Source organism: Micromonospora sp. NPDC127501, from assembly GCF_040302185.1.
Classification (GTDB): domain Bacteria; phylum Actinomycetota; class Actinomycetes; order Mycobacteriales; family Micromonosporaceae; genus Micromonospora.
Genome location: NZ_JBEORJ010000001.1, coordinates 456,474 through 476,832, shown reverse-complemented (window position 1 = coordinate 476,832; position 20,359 = coordinate 456,474). Strand labels below are relative to the sequence as shown.

The 20,359-nt window shown below is 70.8% G+C and carries 17 protein-coding genes; 10 read left to right on the top strand and 7 right to left on the bottom strand.

Translation table 11 applies throughout. From position 1 onward, the window contains the following. The first annotated feature begins 229 nt into the window (after nucleotides 1–229). The 5 genes from ABTW72_RS02100 to ABTW72_RS02080 all read left to right on the top strand — a co-directional run bounded on the left by ABTW72_RS02100 (nucleotide 230) and on the right by ABTW72_RS02080 (nucleotide 7,186). A complete protein-coding gene (locus ABTW72_RS02100; protein ID WP_350853074.1) occupies nucleotides 230–757 on the top strand; it encodes a carboxymuconolactone decarboxylase family protein in 528 nt (175 codons plus the stop codon). A 133-nt stretch (nucleotides 758–890) separates the two neighbouring features. Next, nucleotides 891–3,488: a class III lanthionine synthetase LanKC gene (gene lanKC, locus ABTW72_RS02095; RefSeq protein ID WP_350853072.1), complete on the top strand. Its 2,598-nt coding sequence runs from the start codon at nucleotides 891–893 to the stop codon at nucleotides 3,486–3,488. Nucleotides 3,489–3,493: 5 nt separating this feature from the next. Continuing rightward, on the top strand, nucleotides 3,494–3,613 hold the full coding sequence (locus ABTW72_RS02090; protein ID WP_013734295.1) for a SapB/AmfS family lanthipeptide: 120 nt from the start codon (nucleotides 3,494–3,496) through the stop codon (nucleotides 3,611–3,613). A gap of 73 nt (nucleotides 3,614–3,686) precedes the next feature. Continuing rightward, the gene (locus ABTW72_RS02085; protein ID WP_350853069.1) at nucleotides 3,687–5,414 is read left to right on the top strand and encodes an ABC transporter ATP-binding protein; all 1,728 of its coding nucleotides are present in this window, start codon (nucleotides 3,687–3,689) and stop codon (nucleotides 5,412–5,414) included. Then, entirely contained in the window at nucleotides 5,411–7,186 is a 1,776-nt protein-coding gene (locus ABTW72_RS02080; protein WP_350853066.1) for an ATP-binding cassette domain-containing protein, read from the top strand. The genes ABTW72_RS02085 and ABTW72_RS02080 overlap by 4 nt, the downstream gene beginning before the upstream one ends. Nucleotides 7,187–7,215: 29 nt before the next feature. Here the strand turns inward: ABTW72_RS02080 and ABTW72_RS02075 are convergent, their stop codons facing one another. The 3 genes from ABTW72_RS02075 to ABTW72_RS02065 all read right to left on the bottom strand — a co-directional run bounded on the left by ABTW72_RS02075 (nucleotide 7,216) and on the right by ABTW72_RS02065 (nucleotide 9,395). Next, the gene (locus ABTW72_RS02075; RefSeq protein ID WP_350853063.1) at nucleotides 7,216–7,800 is read right to left on the bottom strand and encodes a response regulator transcription factor; all 585 of its coding nucleotides are present in this window, start codon (nucleotides 7,798–7,800) and stop codon (nucleotides 7,216–7,218) included. Between the two features lie 118 nt (nucleotides 7,801–7,918). After that, the gene (locus ABTW72_RS02070) at nucleotides 7,919–8,635 is read right to left on the bottom strand and encodes a response regulator transcription factor (RefSeq protein ID WP_350853060.1); all 717 of its coding nucleotides are present in this window, start codon (nucleotides 8,633–8,635) and stop codon (nucleotides 7,919–7,921) included. A 94-nt stretch (nucleotides 8,636–8,729) separates the two neighbouring features. Next, nucleotides 8,730–9,395, bottom strand: a complete 666-nt coding sequence (locus ABTW72_RS02065) for a hypothetical protein (protein ID WP_350853058.1) — start codon at nucleotides 9,393–9,395, stop codon at nucleotides 8,730–8,732. 787 nt (nucleotides 9,396–10,182) lie between these two features. Between ABTW72_RS02065 and ABTW72_RS02060 the strand changes: the two genes are divergently transcribed. From ABTW72_RS02060 to ABTW72_RS02040, 5 genes are all read left to right on the top strand, one after another. After that, complete coding sequence (locus ABTW72_RS02060) at nucleotides 10,183–12,378, top strand: EAL domain-containing protein (protein ID WP_350853055.1); 2,196 nt, start codon at nucleotides 10,183–10,185, stop codon at nucleotides 12,376–12,378. Continuing rightward, nucleotides 12,375–12,701: a hypothetical protein gene (locus ABTW72_RS02055; protein ID WP_350853052.1), complete on the top strand. Its 327-nt coding sequence runs from the start codon at nucleotides 12,375–12,377 to the stop codon at nucleotides 12,699–12,701. The genes ABTW72_RS02060 and ABTW72_RS02055 overlap by 4 nt, the downstream gene beginning before the upstream one ends. A 234-nt stretch (nucleotides 12,702–12,935) precedes the next feature. After that, nucleotides 12,936–13,325 carry a GntR family transcriptional regulator gene (locus ABTW72_RS02050; protein WP_112622817.1) on the top strand — a complete coding sequence of 130 codons (390 nt, stop codon included), beginning with the start codon at nucleotides 12,936–12,938 and terminating at the stop codon, nucleotides 13,323–13,325. Continuing rightward, nucleotides 13,322–14,203, top strand: coding sequence for an ABC transporter ATP-binding protein (locus tag ABTW72_RS02045; RefSeq protein ID WP_350853049.1), 882 nt, complete (start codon nucleotides 13,322–13,324; stop codon nucleotides 14,201–14,203). The genes ABTW72_RS02050 and ABTW72_RS02045 overlap by 4 nt, the downstream gene beginning before the upstream one ends. Beyond that, nucleotides 14,200–15,216, top strand: a complete 1,017-nt coding sequence (locus ABTW72_RS02040; protein ID WP_350853046.1) for an ABC-2 membrane transporter-related protein — start codon at nucleotides 14,200–14,202, stop codon at nucleotides 15,214–15,216. The genes ABTW72_RS02045 and ABTW72_RS02040 overlap by 4 nt, the downstream gene beginning before the upstream one ends. Before the next feature lie 89 nt (nucleotides 15,217–15,305). On the opposite strand, the gene ABTW72_RS02035 is transcribed toward ABTW72_RS02040, so the two are convergent. The 4 genes from ABTW72_RS02035 to ABTW72_RS02020 form a co-directional block, all read right to left on the bottom strand. After that, nucleotides 15,306–17,081, bottom strand: coding sequence for a vWA domain-containing protein (locus ABTW72_RS02035; protein ID WP_350853043.1), 1,776 nt, complete (start codon nucleotides 17,079–17,081; stop codon nucleotides 15,306–15,308). 84 nt (nucleotides 17,082–17,165) lie between these two features. Next, nucleotides 17,166–18,440, bottom strand: a complete 1,275-nt coding sequence (locus ABTW72_RS02030; RefSeq protein ID WP_350853040.1) for a serine/threonine-protein kinase — start codon at nucleotides 18,438–18,440, stop codon at nucleotides 17,166–17,168. A 168-nt stretch (nucleotides 18,441–18,608) separates the two neighbouring features. Beyond that, nucleotides 18,609–19,184 carry a hypothetical protein gene (locus ABTW72_RS02025; RefSeq protein ID WP_350853038.1) on the bottom strand — a complete coding sequence of 192 codons (576 nt, stop codon included), beginning with the start codon at nucleotides 19,182–19,184 and terminating at the stop codon, nucleotides 18,609–18,611. 18 nt (nucleotides 19,185–19,202) lie between these two features. Next, on the bottom strand, nucleotides 19,203–20,351 hold the full coding sequence (locus ABTW72_RS02020) for a zinc-dependent alcohol dehydrogenase (protein WP_350853035.1): 1,149 nt from the start codon (nucleotides 20,349–20,351) through the stop codon (nucleotides 19,203–19,205). Nucleotides 20,352–20,359: the final 8 nt, after the last annotated feature.

The window sequence follows — 20,359 nt, the reverse complement described above, 5'->3', positions numbered from 1 at the left end:
TGCGGCGATATGAGCCATTCCAACACGTCTGGATCGGCTTTGGCAACATCGACGAGCATCAGCGTGGTTTCGGGCCGGCCCACCCGCACCTTCGTCGTACGCGCGTGCTCATCGCCGTACCGCCGCCGGCCCCCGGAACAGATCTGCGGCGAGCGCATCCGGGATTGGATATGGTCTGTTGCGCCCGATTTGCCGCTTCTAAGGGGGAAGCGTGAGTCGCTTGCCGTACGTGAACCCCGCCGACGCCCCGGCGCCGGTCCGCGAGGCGCTACAGGCCGCGCTTCCTCTGAACTTCTTCCGCGTCATGGCCCACGCCGAGACGGCGTTTCCGGACTGGATGCGCTGGGGCGGCACGCTGCTCAAGGACCTGGCCCTCGACCCACTGCTGCGCGAAATCGCGATCCTGCGGGTTGCCCAGCTGAGCGACGTCGCATATGAGTGGGCTCAGCACGAGCCCATCGCCCGCTCCGTCGGCGCCACGGACGAGATGATCCACGCGCTCGGGCGCGACGAGATCGGGGACGACTGTTTCACGTCGGACCAGCAGATCGTCCTGCGCTTCACGACCGAAGTCGTCCGCGACGTCCGCCCGCCCGACGACACCACCGCCGCACTGACCGGGCTGCTCTCCCCGCGCGAGGTGGTCGAACTCCTGATGGTGATCGGGCAGTACATGATGATCGCCCGGGTCGCCGCGGTAACGGACCTGGAAGTCGACAAGCCGATGGGCGCCGAGGTTTACGGAGCGCGGCCCTGACTAATGTCATGAGTACCTGTGCACCCCGCATCGAACGTCGTGACTAAGCGCACTGGAGCCCACCACATCCCGTCGATGAGACTCGATTCAACGCCGGAACAACAGCCGGCCGAGATCGAGGGGCGGCGAGACGGTGGACGAACGCTACGACAGCTACTGCGCCGCGGATCGGCTGTTCTACGACTCGCTCGGCAGCGCCGTCGCACAGCCCGTCTTCCCGGCCGCCGACCGGCCGACGCCAGCCGGCTGGCGCCGTGAGCCGCTCGACGACTGGCTGATCTACGCGCCCGACGGCGGCTCGCTGCCGCAGCAGGGCTGGAAGATTCATGTCTCGGCCGGTCTGGCGAACGCCGAGCGGGTGCTGGACGCGGTCTGGAACTACTGCGTCCCCCGCGGACTGTCCTTCAAGTTCCTGCGCGGGCCGCGCACGCTGCTGCTGCGCAATTCCAAGTACGCCGCCCGGGCCGCCAGCGGCAAGTTCATCACCGTCTATCCGCGCGACGACGCGGAGCTGGAGCTGGCCTGCAAGGAGCTCGACGAACTGCTGACCGGCGAGACCGGGCCGTACATCCTCAGTGACCTCCGCTACGGTGCCGGCCCGGTCTACGTGCGCTACGGCGGCTTCGCCGCACGCTACTGCCACTCGCCCGACGGCCAGGTGGTGCCGGCGATCGAGGACGACTCCGGCACGCTGGTGCCGGACCGCCGGGAGCCCGTCTTTCACGTACCGTCCTGGGTCACAGTGCCCGACTTCCTCGGCTCGCACCTGGCCGCGCGGAGCGGCGCCAGCACCGACCAGGTGCCGTACCGGATCGAGCGAGTGATCCACTTCTCGAACGGCGGCGGCCTGTACGTGGGCAGGGACCTGCGTACCGACACCGAGGTGGTGCTGAAGGAGGCCCGACCGCACGCCGGCCTGGACGCCGACGGCACCGACGCCGTCGCCCGGCTGGCCCGCGAGGCGCAGGCCCTACGGCAACTCGCCGACCTGCCGCAGGTTCCTCGGGTGCACGACGAGTTCGTCCTCGGCGAGCACCGGTTCCTCGCGCTCGAGTTCATCGAGGGCCGACCGCTGAACAAGGTGCTGGTCGACAGGTACCCCCTGATCGACGCCGACGCGACCGACAGCGACCGGGCGGCGTACGCCCGGTGGGCCCGCCAGACCTACGAGCAGGTCGAATCCGTCGTCGCGGCGATCCACGAACGCGGCCTGGTCTACGGGGACCTGCACCTGTTCAACATCATGATCCGGCCGGACGACCGGGTCGCCCTGGTCGACTTCGAAGTGGCCGCCCCGATCGCCGGACACCGCCGACCCGGGTTGCGCAACCAGGGCTTCGCGGCACCGAGGGACCGCAGCGGGCCGGCGGTCGACCGGTACGCCCTGGCGTGCCTGCGGTTGGCGCTGTTCCTGCCACTGACGCAGCTGGTCCGGCTCGCCCCGGCGAAGGTCACTCACCTGGCCGACATCATCGCCGCGAACTTCCCGGTGCCGAGGTCCTTCCTCGATCCGGCGGTCGAGGAGATCACCGGTGAGCCGCCCGTCACCGCGGAACCGCGAGGAAGTCTCGACGCGGATGACTGGCGCACCACGCGGGACCGGCTGACCACGGCGATCGTGGCCAGCGCCACCCCCGAGCGCGACGACCGGCTCTTTCCCGGTGACATCGAGCAGTTCCGCAGCGGCGGCCTCAACCTCGCCCACGGGGCGGCCGGGGTGCTGTACGCGCTCGACAAGAGCGGTGCCGGGCGGTGGCCCGAGCACGAAGACTGGCTGGTGCGGCGGGCGACAGCGCCGCCGTCCGGCACCCGCTGCGGCTTCTACGACGGGCTGCACGGGGTGGCGTACGCACTCGTTCACCTCGGACGCCGGCAGGACGCGCTGGACGTTCTCGACATCTGCCTGCGGGAACCCCTGGACGGGCTCGACCACAGCCTGGCCAGCGGACTGTCCGGGATCGCGCTCAACCTGGCCGAGCTGGCCGCGCGCACCGGAGAGGTGTCGTTGCGCGACGCCGCGTGGCGGGCCGCCGAGCGTGTCATCGGGCAGCTGGCCGACGACCCGGGCCCGGACGTCAGCGGCGGACGTAACCCGTACGCCGGGCTGTTGCGGGGCCGGACCGGACCGGCGCTGATGCTGTTGCGGCTCTACGAGCTCAGCGGCGACGACGAGCTGTTGGGGCACGCCGCCACGGCGCTGCGTCAGGATCTGCGCCGGTGTGTGCTGCGGCCGGACGGTGCCCTGGAGGTCAATGAGGGCTGGCGCACCATGCCCTACCTGGCCCACGGCAGCGTCGGTATCGGGCTGGTCCTCGACCAGTACCTGCGCCACCGGGCCGACGACCAGTTCGCCGAGGCGAGCGCGGGGGTGCGCCGCGCGGCGCGCTCACCGTTCTACGCACAGTCCGGGCTCTTCGCCGGCCGGGCCGGCATCATCGCCTACCTCGCCGCCTCGACCGACGACGCCGACCGCCGCGAACTTCGCGCGCAGGTGGATCGGCTGGCCTGGCACGCGCTGCCGTACCGGGAGGGGACCGCATTCCCCGGTGAGCAGTTGCTGCGGCTCTCCATGGACTTCGGCACCGGCACCGCCGGCGTGCTGTACGCGCTGGCCAGCGCGCAGCACGACCAGCCGCCAGCGCTGCCCTTTCTCGCGCCCCTGCCGGGCGCGGACAGACTCCCTCGCGACAGCGGGGGCGACCCGATCGGCGAACGGAAGGAAGGGAGGTGAACGACATGGCACTTCTGGACCTCCAGGGCCTGGAGATGGCTCCGGCCGACCGCACCGGTGGCGGTAGCCGGGCGAGCCTGCTGCTCTGCGGCGACAGCTCGCTCTCCGTCACGACCTGCAACTGATCCACGCACACGTGGGGCCCTGGGTGGGTAGACGTGCCCACCCAGGGCAACCGCGTACCAACGGGAGGGCCCGATGCCGACGTTCGCCGCGGGGGACAGGCTGCTGCGGCAGACGGTCCTGGCGGGCGGCGGTTGGACTGCTGGACTCGCGGCGGTCGCGCTGGTCGGCGCGGCCGCCGAACTGTTGCTACCCGCGGCCCTCGGCCGCGCCGTCGACGCCGCCCTCGACGGCGGCTCCGCCTGGTGGGCGGTGTCCGCCTGCGCCCTGGTCGTCGTCCTCATCTGCGTCGACACCCTGACGGATCTGGCCAGCGGCTTCGGTGCGGCGCGCGCCACCGCCACGCTGCGCCGGCGGCTACTGCGTCACCTGTTCGCCGTGGACGTCCGCGCCACCCGCCGGCACCCGGTGGGTGATCTCGTCGGACGGTTGGTCGGCCAGGCCGCCGACGCGGGACAGGCCGGCAACGCCGTGGTCCTGGCCGTCGTGGCGGTGCTTCCGCCGCTGGGCAGCGTCGTCGCGCTCGCCATCATGGAACCGGTCCTCGGTCTCACCCTGCTCGTCGGTCTCGGCCTGCTCGCCGTCCTCATGCGCGCCTTCGTGGCCGACGCCTCGGCCGCGACCGCCAGCTACCAGCGGGTGCTCGGCAGCATCGCCGGCCGGCTGTTGGAGTCGCTGACCGGCGCCCGGACCATCGCCGCCGCCGGCACGACCCGCCGCGAGGAGGACCGGGTGCTGGCAGCCCTACCGGAGCTGGGCCGGCACGGCCGGCGTACCTGGGGACTGCTGGCCCGGGCGAGTGCGCGCACCTCGGCCGTGGCGCCACTGCTGAACCTGAGCGTCATCGCGGTCGGTGGATACGCCCTGACCGCAGGCTGGCTCACACCGGGTGAACTGGTCGCGGCGGTCCGGTACGCGGCCATGGGCGCCGGGCTCGGTGCGGTGCTGGCCACCCTGAACCACCTGGTCCGCAGCCGCGCGGGAGCACACCGGGTCGCCGAGCTGCTGACGCAGCCCGCCACGCCGGCAGGCGATCGGCCTCTTCCGCCCGGTGGCGGCGCCCTCCGACTGCGCGGGGTGTGCGTGCACGCCGACGACGGCCGGCCCATCCTGGACGGCGTCGACCTGGACGTGCCGGCCGGCGCGACAGTGGCCGTCGTCGGAGCGTCCGGTGCCGGCAAGTCGACCCTGGCGGCCGTGGCGGGACGGTTGTACGACCCCGACCGCGGTGAGGTGCGACTGGACGGGGTGCCGCTGCGCGAGCTCGACGCGGTGGCGCTGCGCCGGGCCGTCGGCTACGCCTTCGACCGGCCGGTGCTGATCGGCGCGACCGTCCACGACGCGATCGGCTTGGCGCTGCCGGTCGACGCGGCGGCACCGCCGAACGACCGGAGCCCGGCCACCCCGGCGGTTCTGCGGGCGGCCCGGATGGCGGCGGTCGCCGACGTGATCGAACGTCTGCCCGGCGGTTACCGCACCCCGCTGGTGGACACGCCGCTCTCCGGGGGCGAGACCCAACGCCTCGGCCTGGCCCGCGCGTTCGCCGCCGAACGGCTGCTCATCCTGGACGACGCGACGTCCAGCCTCGACACCGCTACCGAACACCGGATCACCGAGGCGGTTCTCGGGCGCGCCGGGGGGCGTACCCGACTGGTGGTCACCCACCGGACCGCGGCGGCCGCGGCGGCCGACCTCGTCGCCTGGCTGGACGGTGGCCGGCTGCGCGGTCTGGCACCACACCGGCAACTGTGGGCCGACCCGGACTACCGTGCCGTCTTCCAGCCGGCCGGCGGTGGGTCGTGAGTCGTCCCGGCGTACGTCGGGTGACCTGGCGGGCGCTGCGGGCCCGGCGGCGGGAACTCGCCGGGCTCGGCGGCTGGTCGCTCGTCGAGTCGCTGCCCGCGCTGCTCGCCGGCTACCTGGTCGCTCGCGCCGTCGACGAGGGATTTCTGGCCGGACGGCTGCTCAACGGCCTGGCCTGGCTGGGGGTCCTCGCCGTGGCCGTACTGGTCGGCGCGGCGGCCACCGGTCGGACGTACCGGAGCCTCGGCGCCGTGGTCGAGCCGTTCCGCGACGAGGTGGCCGCTCAGGTGATCCGGGGAGCGCTACGCGACGCCACCAGGGCGGGTGGTCGCCCGGACAGCGCCGCCGTGACCCGGCTGACCCACCAGATGGAGATCGTCCGCGACACCTTCGCCGGTCTGCTGATGGTGACCCGCGGTTTCCTCTTCTCCGCCGGCGCGGCCCTGCTCGGCCTGCTCGCCCTGGCGCCGGTGGTGGCGTTGCTGGCGGTCGCGCCGCTGGTCGCCGGTCTGGTCGTGTTTCTCGCCGCGCTGCCGGCGATGGTCACGCACCAGCGCGCCTACGTCCGGGCCGGTGAGCAGCTCGGCCAGTCGGCGGCGACCACGCTGGCCGGTCATCGCGACGTGCTGGCCTGCGGCGCACAGACACGCGTGACGGCGGAGGTGGCACGCTGGGTGGCGGCGCAGGCCGCCGCCGAACGCATGCTCGCCCGGATGGCGGCGATCCGCAGCCTCAGCCTCGGCGTCGGTGGCTGGCTGCCACTGCTGGTGCTGGTGGTGACCGCCCCGTGGCTGGTCGAGCGTGGTCTCACCGCCGGCGCGGTGCTGGGCGCGCTGATCTACGTCTCCACCGGGCTGCAACCCGCCCTGCACACCCTGGTGCAGGGCCTCGGCGGCGGCGGGCTCCGCTACGCGGTCACCCTGGAGAACATCCTGCGCACCTATCCGGTCTCCGACGACCAGAGCCCGTCAGCCCTCGCCGCCCGGACGCCCCGCTCCCGGCCACCCGGTACCGCCGATCGCCCGCCGGCCCTCGAGGTCCGGGGACTGACCTTCGGCTACGGCCCGCGCGCCCGGCCCGTCCTGGAGAACTTCTCGCTGACACTGGCCGACCGGGACCATCTCGCCGTGGTGGGCCCGAGCGGTGCGGGCAAATCCACACTGGCCGCTCTGATGGCCGGTCTGGTGCCGCCGCAGGCAGGCACGGTCCACCTGGCCGGCACGAGGGTCGCCGAGGTGGAGCCGGCCGTTCTCGCCCGGATGCGGGTGCTGGTGCCCCAGGAGGCGTACGTCTTCACCGGCAGTCTCGCCGACAACCTCCGCTACCTCCGACCGGACGCCGACGATGACACGCTGGAGGTCGCCCTCGACGCGCTCGGCGCGCGTCCCCTGGCGACCCGCCTGGGCGGCCTGGGCGCGCCGGTCGCGCCGGCCCAGCTCTCCGCCGGCGAGCGGCAGCTCATCGCGGCGGTCCGGGCCTGGCTGGCACCCGCCCCGCTGGTGGTCCTCGACGAGGCGACCTGTCACCTGGACCCGGTGCTGGAAGCGACGGTCGAGGCCGCCTTCGTCCGGCGGCCCGGCACCCTCGTGGTGGTCGCGCACCGGATCAGTTCCGCGCTGCGGGCCGACCGGGTGCTGGTCCTCGACGGCGACCAGCCCGTGGTGGGGACGCACGAACAGTTGATGGCCCGCTCGGCCACCTACCGGGTGCTCGTCGGCTGCTGGGACGACTCGGTGGTGTCGTCCCCGGCGGCGTCGGCGCGGCGGGGCTGACCCCCGCGCAGCCGCGCCGACGCCGCCGGTCAGATCCAGCCCGCCTCGCCGGCCATCCGTACGGCCTCCACCCGGGTACGCGCGCCCACCTTGCGGGCGATCCGCCCGAGATGGTTGCGGACGGTGCCACGGGTGAGCCCGAGCGACGCCGCCACCTCCGCGACCGGCGCACCCGCTGCCGTCAGCCTCAACACCTCCGTCTCGCGGCTGGTCAGTGGGCCGTCCGAGTGCAGCGCCGCCACGACGAGATCGGCGTCGAGCACGGGCTCCCGGCGGGCGAGCCGGCGGATCCCGTCGATGACCCGCTGGGGGGCGGCGTCACTGCGCAGGATGCCGACCGCCCTGCTCGGGCACAGCATGCCCCGCAGCCGCCGGGCCCGATGCGGGTGGGCCAGCACCAGGACGGGGCACCGGCCGAGACGGTCGGGATCGACCTGCTCGACGAGATCGAGGTCGGCCACCACGACGTCGGGGCGTTGAGCGTGGACGGCCGCGGAGACCGCGTCGCCGCGATCCACCTCCGCCACGACACGGATGTCCTCCTCGGCGGCGAGGACGAACGACAGCGCGCCCAGAACCAGGGCACCGTCCAAGGCGAGCAGGGTACGGATCACGATGAACCTTCCCGCACTCCGATGGTGATCACACAACGTCAACATTCAAACACGCATCCGGTGAGGCCGCACGGCGACGGGGGCGGGCCCGCAAAGGTCACCGGACCCGCCCCGACGGCTACAGCCAGCCGTTACGCCTCGCGCGCGACACCGCCTCCAACCGATTGCGGGCACCGGTCTTGCGCAGAATCACCGACAGGTGATTGCGCACCGTGCCGTGCGCCAGGTAAAGGCGGACGGCGATCTCCTTCAGAGGCAGACCCTCGGCTGCCATCCGCAGCACGTCCATCTCCCGAGGCGTCAACGGCATCTCCGGGGGACTCAGCACCGCGATCGCCGCGGCCGGGTCGATCGCTCTCTCCCCGGCCGCGAGCGCGCGGATCGCGCCCACCAACTCGGCCAGCGAGCAGTCCTTCCCGACCAGGCCGCGCGCGCCGGCTGCCAGCGCCGCCTCCACCAACGCCGGGCTCCACCGCGGGCTCATCGCCAGCACGGCGGCGTGCGGCGCCTCGACGTCGATCCGGGCGACCACCTCCACCGGGTCGGGCAGTTCCGGTGTCAGTGCCAGCACCACCACCTGTGGTCGGCACCGCCGGACCACCGTCATCAGTTCACCGACACCCTCGACGTCGGCGACCACCTTCATGTCCTCCTCGCGTGACAGCGCGGCGCAGAGCGCCCCGCGGAGCAAACCCATGTCCTCGGCGACAACAACGTGGATCACCACGTTCTCTCCGATCTCCGGTACGCGCCACGACGGCCACCGATCCCGGAACGTCCACGGGTTGGTCAGGGCGTCGTGCGCTACAGACGGGTGGGTATCGGCCCGCGGCATCGTCGCGGCGGACGGGCGCGGGCACTGATCGACCGACCAGCGGGTGGGACAGGCCGGCCGCTCGGGCCAGCCACCGGGGTCGGTCGACCCCGCCTCAGCCTGGGCGGGCGATCGCCGACGGAGTTCGGCTCTCGACCAGAAGCGGCACGAGATCGCAGCGTTGCCCGGCATCGAGGTGCGACGGCCGGTCGAGCGGCCGGACCAGCCCTGGTGCAGGCGTCGATCCGTTGTCGACGCCGGCGGCGTCCTGGTCGGCGGCGGGTGCGACGGGCTCACCAGGAAACAGACCCGGCGCGGCCACCGGTGCCGGACGTGCGGCGAGGTGTCCCGTCGGGGCCGTGGCCTGCGCGGGGCCGACGACGGAGATCGGCGGTGGCGCGGCCGGGGCCGGGGCCGGCGGCGCTGCGGCGCGTACGGGGGTCAGCGCCGGACCCGCCGGTGGCGTCGGAACTGTCAGTACGGGAGCCGGCTCGGTCACCGGCACGGTGGTCGGCCCGAGCGCTGGGGGAGCGGGCAGGGCAGGTGCCGCCGCCCCCGAAACGATCACGGGGCAGAGAGGGGGTGGTAGAACGGCATCGGCGACCCCGAGGAGCCCCATGACGACGGGCCTGATCGGCACCGTGCTCACGATGTCGACGACGTACGGCAGGGGAGCGGTGACCAGGCCGACCACTGCTGACTCGACCGGCGTACGCACCGCCGACGGGGCGGCGGTGGCCGGCTGTCGCGGTGGATCGGCGGCCGGGCGCGACAGGTCCACCCGGTGAGCCGGACGATGAACCGCGCGGGCCACGGAGGCCGGTCGGAGCCTTTTCCGCTCCGCCGCGCCGGGTGAGACGGATGCGCCGAGCCCCGACGCCCCCGCCGACCGTCGAGGCTCCGTCGCCGGTGGAGCCTCGCGGGGGGCGGCCACCCCACCGGTGGGCACGACCAGCGGGGCGCGGGACCTGTCGCCGCGGCGGTCGTGGGCAGTCGCGGGTTCTTGACGGTCCTGGCTGGGGCGTTCGGCGATCGTGAGCCGCGCGAAGGATTCGACCAGATTGCCGATCCTCCGATGAGGCTCGTCACCGGACCCGCTGCGCATCCCGTCGGCGGCGGCCGGCCCCTGAAACAGGGTGGCCACGACGAAACCGGCCCCGACGGCGGCCGCGATCAGCACCAGCCGTCGGGCGAGCCTGCGCAGCCGGCCGGCCGCAAGCGGCGCGGATCGGCCCGGCGCAGACGCCGGCGCGGTCTCGGTGACGGGACTTCGCACGCGGGCACGACCCCTTCCTCTGGATTGCTGACCCATCGTAGCGGTGCGCTCACGCAGTCGCATCCGTTGATGCCTGCGCGCGTCTCGCGGGTGCGGTCAGATGTTCTGTTCAGAGGGGTCGGGAGACCTCTGTCGGTGACTCTTTGGGGCGGTTTCGGATCGGTCCGGGCTGGCGCTGTGACAACAATCTGACTGATTGCTCAGGTCGGCATGTCCGCCGAGATGCCGATAGTGTCACTCCCGGCATCGAGTTGAACTCACGCTGTTACCGCAGCGATCGCCTGGGGGGTCGATGGCGTTGAGTAGACGTTGGGCAGTCCTGATCGGAGTGGACCAGTGCGGCCGTGACGTTCAACTTCCACCCCTCCGGTACGCCGAAAGCGATGCTCTCGCGCTGCGGGACGTGTTGTTGGACCAGGACATCGGCACCTTCGACGACGGTGCGGTGCAGATGTTCGTCGGTCCCGACGCCACCTGGCGCGAGGTCAAGCTGTTCCTGCGTGATCTGGCCCTGGGCTCCGCGCCATCGGATGTTCTGTTCGTCTACTTCGCCGGCCATACGTTGGTGCCGCAATGGAGTGATCAGCTCGACGCCTATCTGGTCACGGCTGACCTTGATCCGGGGATGCTTGCTCGCGAACCCGACAACGGGTTGCGAATGTCCTTCCTCAAACGCGACATCTTCGATGCGTTCGCGGGCGCGTCGTTCCTGGTGCTTGACTGCTGTCACGCGGGTTTCTACGCCGACGCCGACCGCCGCAACGTCAAGGTTCTGCAGTCGTACGCGGAGGCGGTGGACCGACCCCGGCACAACGCTCTGCTCGCCTGCCCGAGCGGATCGGTGACCCGGGAGAGCGCCGAGTACGGCCACGGAACATTGACGCACCATGTTCTGCGGGCACTGCGGGGTCGGGCGGGCGACGAGGCGGGGCGGGTCTCGTTCGCCCAGATGGCGACGTTCGTCGCCGAGCAGGGTATGGACCCTCCGCCGGTGCACACGGCGCACGTTTACGGGGCCACCACGGTGCTGACCCAACCGCCGATGTCCCGCCACGACCGCCAAGCGCTCAGCAGCCCGGCAAACCCGGGCATCTCGCGTCCCTGCCTCAACCCACTTGAGGACCAGACGAGCTCCATCAGGCAGTTGCTCGACCGGATGTTCCCGGCAGACGTCCGTTCACCGCACCAGTCTCAGCAGAGCGAGCGCGACGGACGTGTCGAGCTCATCCGGCAGGCGCTCGATGCCGAATCGGCCGCAGTCGTCGAGTTCACCGGAAGCAGCTTCGGCGTGGTGAACCGAACAGCACGATTCGACAAGGACAGCCTGTCGCCAATGTTGGAGACCGCGGCCGTCGACAGGGTGAAACATCCGAGGGCCACACCAGGGTTTGTCGTCTCGCACGGGGTCGGTCGCCGGATGCTCTGCGTACCTCTCTCGTTCACGAGCGACCGCACTCTCACCCTTGCCGTGGTCGACCCGGCACTTGCCCAACTGGACATGGGTGAACCGCTGGCCGTCATGCTCCGGGCGGTCTGGGAGTCCGATCCGGTGGCGGATCCGCTGCAGTCGGAGATGACCGTCCTCACTGCTCTGCGCACCTCCTTCGGCCGACTGCCACTCAAACTGTATGACGACGCCTTCGGCCTCTACCAACAGCTGGTCGGGTCCATGATCATGGTGTTTCAGCCGGTCGTCGAGCTGGACCAACGCGCGACCGGCGTCAGTGTCCAGAGTTTCGAGGCCCTGGCCCGGCGCAACGACCGTGAACTGCGCGCTCCCTGGTCCGCGCTACGCATGGCTCACGACTGGGGTGACCGTTTCGTGGTCGAACGTGATGCGATCCTCGTAGCCAAGGCAATTCACTCCTACGCGGAGGCCGACGCCGCGTCAGGATGGCAGGGAACCAAGCCGTTGTCGGTCAACGTGGCGGTCCGCTCACTGCTCAGCGACGCGTACCTCAACCAGGTGAGCAAGGCGCTCACCGAGGCAGGGTTGCATCCCCGAACCTTGACACTGGAGATCTCCGAGCAGGATCCGATCAAACCGGAGCCGGGCGAGCGATGGCCGCAGGAGCCCCTGGTCTACTTCCACAACCGGCTGACCGCGCTCGCGCGAGAGCTCCGGATCAGCTTCGCGGTCGACGACTTCGGAGTTGGCTACGCATCGCTGGCGCGTATGGCCGAGCTTCCGCTCACCCAGATCAAGGTCGACCGGGCGATCCTGCACCACCCCATGGCGTTGGAGGAACTCGCGCTGGTGGCACGTGTCGCGCGCTATGCCAGCGACCAGGGGCAGACCGGGCAGCCAAGGACGGTCATTGTCGAGGGCTTCGATGATGACGCGCCAGTCAGTCTGTACGAGATTTTCCGGTTGGGGATCCATCACGTGCAGGGCTACTTCAGCGGTGCGGTCGCCTCGACCACGCTCCGCGAGCTGGACCCAGCCGTGCAGGAACGGATCGCAGCACTCGTGAGAGGGGAGAAGTGACGAGCGTCAAGCTACTGCTACCGACTGAAGTGATCGAGGAGATCGATCTGCCCTATGAGGGGGTCCGCGACAGCGGTGCGATCACCGTGGCGATCGAGGGGATTGCCGTGCTGGCGAATCTCGCCACCCTGGCCACGCTGCAGCCACAGGCGGAGGCGTTGGTTGCCGCAATACGCAACTGGCGCCTGCGTAACCATCAGAAGCCGGCCGTGTTGACGGTCGAGGGGGCGAACATCAGCCTGCGGATCGAGCTACCGCCCAACGTCAACCGAGCGACCTTGCTTCGGCAACTCGGACCACTGCTCGACGAGGAGAGCCGCTAGACGCGGCAGCCTCCGAAGTCGGCCGCGAGGTGCCGAGCCCTGGCTGGCGACATGCTGGCCAGGGGCTCTGCGCATGAGCCTGCCGACGCCGTTCTCTGCCTCCGTCGCGGGGGCCTTGACGTGGATCGACGGGTGGTCGTCCGAGATCCCGTGGGGCGAGATGACGCCATTCGCTAGCGCACAGACCTCCGATGACCCTATTGTGCTAGGCAACTAGTGGAATGGGGTGGCGAGGTGATCGAGTTCCACCTGGACGCACGGTCCGGGGTCGCGCCGTACATGCAGCTCATCCGACAGGTACGGCACGCGCTCCGGCTCGGAGTCCTGAACGAAGGCGACAAGCTGCCCACCGTGAAGGAGGTGGTGGCCCGGGTCGCGATCAACCCGAACACGGTGTCCAAGGCGTACCGCGAGCTGGAGTACGAGGGCCTGGTCATGGCCCGGCCCGGGCTGGGCACGTTCGTCACCCGCACGCTGGTCGGCGACTCGCTGAGCAAGCACGAGCCGCTGCGGCAGGGCCTGGCCCGCTGGCTGACCGAGGCACGGGAGGCCGGCCTGGACGACGAGAGCATCGAGGCACTCTTCCTCAGCAGCTTTCGGGCATTTTCGGAGGCCAGAGGATGACTAGCGCGCTGATCGCGGACGGTCTGACCAAGCGCTACGGGCGCCGCTCCGCACTGGAGGACTGCACTCTGGACATTCCGGCCGGCCACGTCGTGGGCCTGGTCGGGCCGAACGGCGCCGGTAAGTCCACGCTGCTGCAACTGGCCTGTGGGCTGCTCGATCCGACCGCGGGGCGGATCGAGGTGCTCGGCGCACGACCGGTCAGCGGGTCACCGCAGGTCGGGTTCGTCGCACAGGACACCCCGGTCTACGCCGGCCTGACCGTCGCCGACCACCTGCGGATGGGCGCGCACCTCAACCCGTCCTGGGACGCTGCGCTGGCCACGCGGCGGATCGCCCAGGTCGGCCTGGACCCGGCACAGAAGGCGGGCAAGCTCTCCGGAGGCCAGCGCGCCCAACTGGCCCTGACCGTCGCCGCGGCGAAGCGTCCCAATCTGCTGCTGCTCGACGAGCCGGTGGCGGCACTCGACCCGCTCGCCCGGCGCAACTTCCTCCAGGGCCTCATGGAGCTCACCGCCGAACAGGGCATGAGCATCGTGATGTCCTCGCACCTGGTCGCCGACCTGGAACGGGTCTGCGACCACCTGATCGTGCTGGTCGCCTCTCGGGTGCGGGTGGCCGGCGACGTGGACGACCTGCTCGCCACCCACCACCGTCTGGTCGGGCGGCGGCGTGACACCGCCGACCTGGGCGCCGGGCGAGCCCTGGTCGAGGAGAGTCACACCGAGGTGCAGTCGACCCTCGTGGTGCGCAGCACCGCGCCGATCGTCGATCCGTCCTGGCAGGTCGACCGGCTGGACCTGGAGGACATCGTGCTGGCGTACATGAGTGGTGCCACCAGCGACGGGCCGGACCGGGTTCTGGAGGGACAGCGATGATCTGGATGACCTGGCGGCAGTTCCGGACCCCGGCCCTGGCCACCGGCACCCTGCTGCTGGCGCTGCTGGGCGGTCTGGCGCTGACCTGGTCGGAGGTGACCGAGCTGGCCAGACAGACCGGATACACCGGCTGCCAGGGCGATGCCTGTCGTGCCGCCGGCGAGGCGTTCCTGCAGGCGTTGCAACCGGGATGGGCGAGTGAGTTCCACATCGCCGCCATCGGAGCCCTGTACCTGCTGCCCGCCCTGGTGGGCATCTTCTGGGGCGCGCCCTTGGTGGCCCGGGAGTTGGAGTCCGGCACGTACCGCATGGTCTTCAGCCAGTCCATCAGCCGCGGCCGCTGGCTGCTGGTCAAACTGGCGGCCGGCTGCGGTGCCGCCGCGCTCGGTGCCGGCCTGCTCAGCCTGGCGCTGACCGAGTGGGCGCAGCCGATCGACGGCGCCTCGGCGGACCGGATGAACCCGCTGGTGTTCGCGGCCCGAGGGATTGTGCCGGTTGGCTACGCGACGCTGGCCTTCGTGGTGGGTGTCGCCACCGGGCTGCTGCTGCGGCGGACTCTCGCCGCGATGGCGGTGACCCTGCTGGTGGTGATCAGCCTGCAGATCGCCGCACCGTTCGTGGTGCGCCCCTGGCTGGCCCAGCCCGTCACCACGGTCAGCCCCCTGCAGTTCGACGGTGATTACGGGATCTCGATGAGCCCCGACACAGGGCGGATGACGGTCCACGTCCAGCCCGACCGCCGGGGTGACTGGATCGTGTCGAGCACCACGATCACCTCGACCGGAGCGGAGTTCAATGGTCCGGCCGACATGACCCGGTGCGGGCCGACGGCGTCCGGCGGGCGCGAGGCGTGCCAGAGTTGGCTGGGGGAGCAGAACCTCAGCCTGAAGGTGAGCTACGTTCCCGGCTCGAAGTTCTGGGACCTGCAATGGCGGGAGTTCGGCGTGCTGTTCGCGTTGACCGTCGTGCTGTCCCTGTTCTCCCTCTGGTGGGTCCGCCGCCGACTGGTCTGACGGCAGAGCCGGTGGGGCAGGCCGAGCGCCTGCCCCACCGGCTCTGTCGGCCCACAGCTGTCGGCCGGGCACTGCGAGCCGGCGGAGCGTCAGAAGCTGCTGACCAGCTTCACGAACGCCTCATCGATCTTCGCGGGATCGGTGGCGTCGAAGGCCTTGCCCGACGACGCCTTCGCGATCCGGTCCAGGGTGGCGAAGTCCGACTCCCGGTCGAAGGCTATGCAGAACACCTTCACCGGACGCCGCGGGTCCAGGGCGACCTCGGCGAGCAATCGGGCCAGGTCGTTGTCCTTGTTGTACTCGTTCTTGCCGTCGGTCAGCACCACTATCGCGTTGATCCGCTGTGGGTCGTACCGGTCGAGCAGCTCTCGGTGTGCGGCCCGGATCGTCGCGTAGAGCGCGGTGCTGCCCGCGACCTGCAGGCCGGCGATCTTGCTGTTGATCCGCTTCTGGTCGAACCCGCCGAGAGGGACCTCCTGCCGATAGGGGCTGTTCGGCTGCTGCTGCGTCTCCGAGGAGAACGACCAGAGCCCCACCCGGTCTTCGGTGTTGAGCAGGGCGAGGCCCTTGCCCGCCGCCGCCGAGGCCACCTGGAAACGGGTACGGGTGCCGACCTTGGCCAGCATCGACCCCGAGGTGTCCAGGGCGATCAGGATGTTGGCCTTCTTGCGGAGCGTGCGCCAGCCGTCCAACATCGCGCCGACCACCTGCGGGTCCGGCGGCTCGAAGTAGTTCAGCCCGGCGGTGGGCTCGGCGCCGACGCTGGCAAGCAACTCCGCCGAGGCGCGGCGCTCATGGTCCCGGAAGCCGAGGCGGGCAAACCTCTCCTGCTGGGTGTCCTCGGTCAGGAACTTCTGGAAGTCGGCCGCCGCCGCGCGCTGCCGCTCATCGGCGGAGGGCAGCACGACGAACGGGTGGTCCAGGTTGAACGTGCCCTCCTTGGGATGGATGGCGACCAGCGGGACATTCGGCCGGCGGCCCCGCTCCTGCCCTTCCTGCCGAGGGCTCAGCGCGCCGGTGTTGTAGAGGTCCACCAGCTCCTCCTGCAGGACGATGGCACTCATGTCGTCAGTGTTGCCCGCCCCGCCGGCCAGGTCCGCCTCGGCGAGGCTGCGCAGCAGGTCCACCGAGTCGTCGCTGTAGTGCGACACGTTGGCCTCGATCCGGCGGACGAACTGGGTGACCCGCGGGTCGGCCAGGTCGGACTGGGTCAGGTCACTGGCCCGTTGCACCGCCGCGTAGTAGGTGGCGATGGTCGCCGCCAGCCCGGAGGTGGACAGGTTCGGGTTGTCCTTGCCGAAGGTGAAGCGGCCCCACTCCGGCTTGCCGAAGCCCGCCCACCCGTCCCGCCCGGAGAGGCCCAGGATCTCTCCCCAGCCCAGCGGTCCTTGCTTGCGTACCAGATCGGCCTTGGGCTGCGGCATCGCGATCACCAGCGGGCTGTTGGCGATCGACGGGTAGTGGCCCGGAGTCTGCAGTTCCCGTCCGGCGGCTTCGTCGAGCAGCCGGAGCTGGCCGGTCCACAGGCTCGACGTCGGCAGCCAGACCTGTGGTTGCGGCAGACCGGTGTGGGTCCAGCCGGTGGCCAGCGCCTCGGTGGCCTTGCCCGAGTTCAACGCGCTGACGTGCACCTGGGCGCAGCCACCGCCCTTGATCGACCGGTCGCTGCGGTTGTAACCCTCGGCCAGGTCGACCAGCAGAGCCGCCTTCTCCGTCGAGGAGTTGACCTGGAGGATGGTGGCGCAGTCATTGCCCGCTTCGCGCTGTCGGACGAACACGAACGCCCCGGCGATGACCACCAGCCCGGCGGTGACGGCGGCGGTGTACGGCAACCACTGCCGCGTACGCGTAGCGGGTGGGGCCATCGGGGCGTCCTCCTCGGCGGGCGGCTGATGGCAGTCAACCTATCGATCCGGCGCCAGTCGGCGACCCCGACCCCGGCGTGCCGATCACCCGCGGTCGGACCCTCTCCCGAGGGCCGTCGCGACCAGCAGTCGAACCACGTAGACCACGACGAAGGCGACCGCGCCGACCGCGGCGGCCGGGCCGACCGCGCTCGACGCGACGTAGCCGGCGGCGGCACCGACCGAACCGAGGAAGAGCGCGGTCGAGATGCCCCAGGCGTCGAAGGCCTCACTACGCAGTCGCCGCGACGCGCCGCCTCCCTCAGCACCAACGCCGGGCTCCGTGGGTGGCAGGTGCGTCGGCTGGGTCTGCACCGGCAGGACCGGTCGGGCCTGGGTCGGCACCGTCGGCCGGGCCGGCACCTGCGTCGGGGATGGCTGCGGTGCCGTCGGCGTGATCTGGGGGAGCGGTTGGTCCGGCGTCGGCGCGCCCGCGGTCTCGTTGCCGACCTCGAGCAGGCTCTCCCGGCGTAGCGGCTCGGTGACCCTTCCGTCCTGCCGAAGCAGCCGCACCAACACGCGCTCGGCAGCCGGCCGGTCCGCCGGATCCTTGGCCAGGCACTCCCGGATCAGCTCGTCCAGAACCGGAGGCATCGCCGGCAGGTCGGGCGGATCGTGCAGCACCCGGTGCATCACGGCGAAGAGGGAATCGCTGCCGAAAGGAGGCCGACCACCGGCGGCGAAGGCGATAGTGGCCGCCCAGGCGAAGACGTCGCAGGGTGGACCGATCGCGTCGTCGCGGAACCGCTCCGGCGCCATGTACGCGGTGGTCCCCATGACCCGGCTGGACGCCGTCTCGGTGTTGCCCAACGCCCGGGCGATACCGAAGTCGATCACCCGAGGACCGTCCTGGCCCAGCACCACGTTGTCCGGCTTCAGATCGCAGTGCACCACCCCGGCACTGTGGATTGCGGCGAGCGCCGTGACGGTGCCGACCGCGAGCCGGTGCAGGGCGTTACCGGTCACCGGACCACGCTCGCGGACGTGTCGGTGCAGGGTCAGGCCCTCGATGAACTCACTGACCACGTAGGGCCGTTCGCCATCCACCTCCGCGAAGAGCACCTGCGCGGTGCAGAACGGAGCGACCCGGCGGGCGGCGGCGATCTCCTTGACGAACTGCGACCGCGCCCGTGGATCACTCAGATCGACGTTGACCATCTTGACCGCGACCCGGTCACCGGCGTCGTCCTCGCCGAGATAGACGACCCCCTGCCCGCCCGCGCCCAACCGCCCGACCAGGCGATACGGGCCGGCGGTGACCGGGTCGTGCGTCCACAGTTTCGTCAACCCTGGCACCGGCGGGTCGGCCAGCTCTGACATTCCGACTCCATCAGCGTCGTGCCCGGCCACCGGCGGCGCAGGACACGGCCATCGTGCCATGTCGGCCGCCGACGACCGAGGACGTTCGCCATGGACAGTCTCGTCCACCGCCGGACCACACGGGTCGACGCCGACCCGGCCTTGGCGCGGCTCTATGCAGAGGCCGAACTAGTTCGTTGTGCGGCCGGCGACCCGGCGGAGGGCCAGGTAGGCGACCCCCGCGGCCAACACCCAGGGTGCGGCGACGAGGACCGGGTCCAGCGGGTGGTGTACGCGGTCGACCCGCTTGCCGCGCAGGCGTGACGATAGCCCGTGGTGAGTGAACTCGCTCCGGACGCCGGTCTCGGCGATCGGATTGTCAGGATGGCGGGTCAGGACCGAGGCCAAGGTGCCCTCGACGACGTCCACGCGGTCGGCGGCGAGCAGGAGCAGCCAGTGGGCGGCGCGTCCCTCGCTGTACCGGCGGTAGGAGTACCGGCGGATCATCCCGGACAGCCCCCTGGGCGGGCACGAGGTGCCGAAGACCGGGGTGAGGAACTTGTGCTCGATCGACCTCTCCCTCGGCCACTTCTCCGGCTGCCGCTCGGGGAACTCCCAGTGCGCACCGTTGAGGGTCGGGTCGAACCGCTCCTGCGGCACCGAGGGTCGGTCCTTCGGGTCACGGTCGACACCCCAGCCGGGGATTCGGGCACGCAGCTCGTCGCTGGACTCGGCCAGTTTCGGCTTGTCTGCTGTGTAGGCCATGTCGGGCTCCCGATCAGGTCAGGCGGGGTTCGGAACGATCAGCGGCTTGATGCAGCCGTCGAGCTTTGCGGAGAAGATGTGGTACGCCTCGGCGATGTGCTCCAGCGGAATCCGGTGGGTCACGATGTCGCTGGGCTTGAGGTAGCCGTTGCGGATATGCTCGAACAGGCGCGGCCACTGCCGCTTCACCGGGCACTGGTTCATCCGCAGGGTGAGGCCCTTGTTCAGCGCGTCACCGAACTTGACCGCGCTGAACATCGGCCCGTACGCGCCCATCACCGAGACGTTGCCGCCCTTGCGTACCGAGTCGATCGCCCAGTTAAGGGCGACCGGGGAGCCGCCCTGCAACTTCAGCTTCGCGGCAGTGACGTGCTGGAGGAGGTTGCCGTCCGCCTCCGCGCCGACGGCGTCGATGGCCACGTCGGCACCCAGGTGGTCGGTGATCTTCTTCAGGTGTACGACGATGTCGTCGTACTCCCCGAAGTTGTAGGTCTCGGCGTGGGCGAACGACGCCGCCTTCTCCAGCCGGTAGTCGAGGTGGTCGATGACGATGACCCGCCCGGCGCCCATCAACCAGGCCGACTTCGCGGCGTACAGGCCCACGGGGCCGGCACCGAAGACCACGACCACGTCACCCTCGACGATGTCACCGAGCTGCGCGCCGAAATAACCGGTGGCGAGCGCGTCGGTGAGCAGGACGGCGTCGTCGTCGTCCATCCACTCGGGGATCAGACTCGGGCCGATGTCGGCGAACGGCACCCGGACGTACTCGGCCTGACCGCCGTCGTAGCCGCCGCAGGTGTGTGAGTAGCCGTAGATGCCGCCGACGGCTGTGGCGTTGGGGTTGACGTTGTGGCAGTTGCTGAACAGCCCTCGGGCGCAGAAGAAGCATGACCCGCAGTAGACGTTGAAGGGGACCATGACCCGGTCACCCGGCTGGACGTTCCGCACCGACGGACCCACCTCGTCGACCACGCCGACGAACTCGTGACCGAAGGTCATCCCGACCCGGGTGTCGGGCATCATCCCGTGATAGAGGTGCAGGTCGGACCCGCAGATCGCCGCACGCGTCACCTTGATGATCGCGTCGTTGGGATGCTCGATGGCGGGACGGTCCTTCTCCTCCACCCGCAGCCGGTACGGGCCGCGGTAGACCATTGCTCGCATTGACTGCC

Excerpts from the sequence above, each read along its gene's own strand:
- ABTW72_RS02020 (WP_350853035.1), bottom strand. The coding sequence starts at position 20,351 with ATGCGAGCAATGGTCTACCGCGGCCCGTACCGGCTGCGGGTGGAGGAG.
- ABTW72_RS02060 (WP_350853055.1), top strand. The coding sequence starts at position 10,183 with ATGGCGTTGAGTAGACGTTGGGCAGTCCTGATCGGAGTGGACCAGTGC.
- ABTW72_RS02090 (WP_013734295.1), top strand. The coding sequence starts at position 3,494 with ATGGCACTTCTGGACCTCCAGGGCCTGGAGATGGCTCCGGCCGACCGC.
- ABTW72_RS02025 (WP_350853038.1), bottom strand. The coding sequence starts at position 19,184 with ATGGCCTACACAGCAGACAAGCCGAAACTGGCCGAGTCCAGCGACGAG.
- ABTW72_RS02045 (WP_350853049.1), top strand. The coding sequence starts at position 13,322 with ATGACTAGCGCGCTGATCGCGGACGGTCTGACCAAGCGCTACGGGCGC.
- ABTW72_RS02035 (WP_350853043.1), bottom strand. The coding sequence starts at position 17,081 with ATGGCCCCACCCGCTACGCGTACGCGGCAGTGGTTGCCGTACACCGCC.
- ABTW72_RS02070 (WP_350853060.1), bottom strand. The coding sequence starts at position 8,635 with ATGCCGCGGGCCGATACCCACCCGTCTGTAGCGCACGACGCCCTGACC.
- ABTW72_RS02030 (WP_350853040.1), bottom strand. The coding sequence starts at position 18,440 with ATGTCAGAGCTGGCCGACCCGCCGGTGCCAGGGTTGACGAAACTGTGG.
- ABTW72_RS02040 (WP_350853046.1), top strand. The coding sequence starts at position 14,200 with ATGATCTGGATGACCTGGCGGCAGTTCCGGACCCCGGCCCTGGCCACC.
- ABTW72_RS02085 (WP_350853069.1), top strand. The coding sequence starts at position 3,687 with ATGCCGACGTTCGCCGCGGGGGACAGGCTGCTGCGGCAGACGGTCCTG.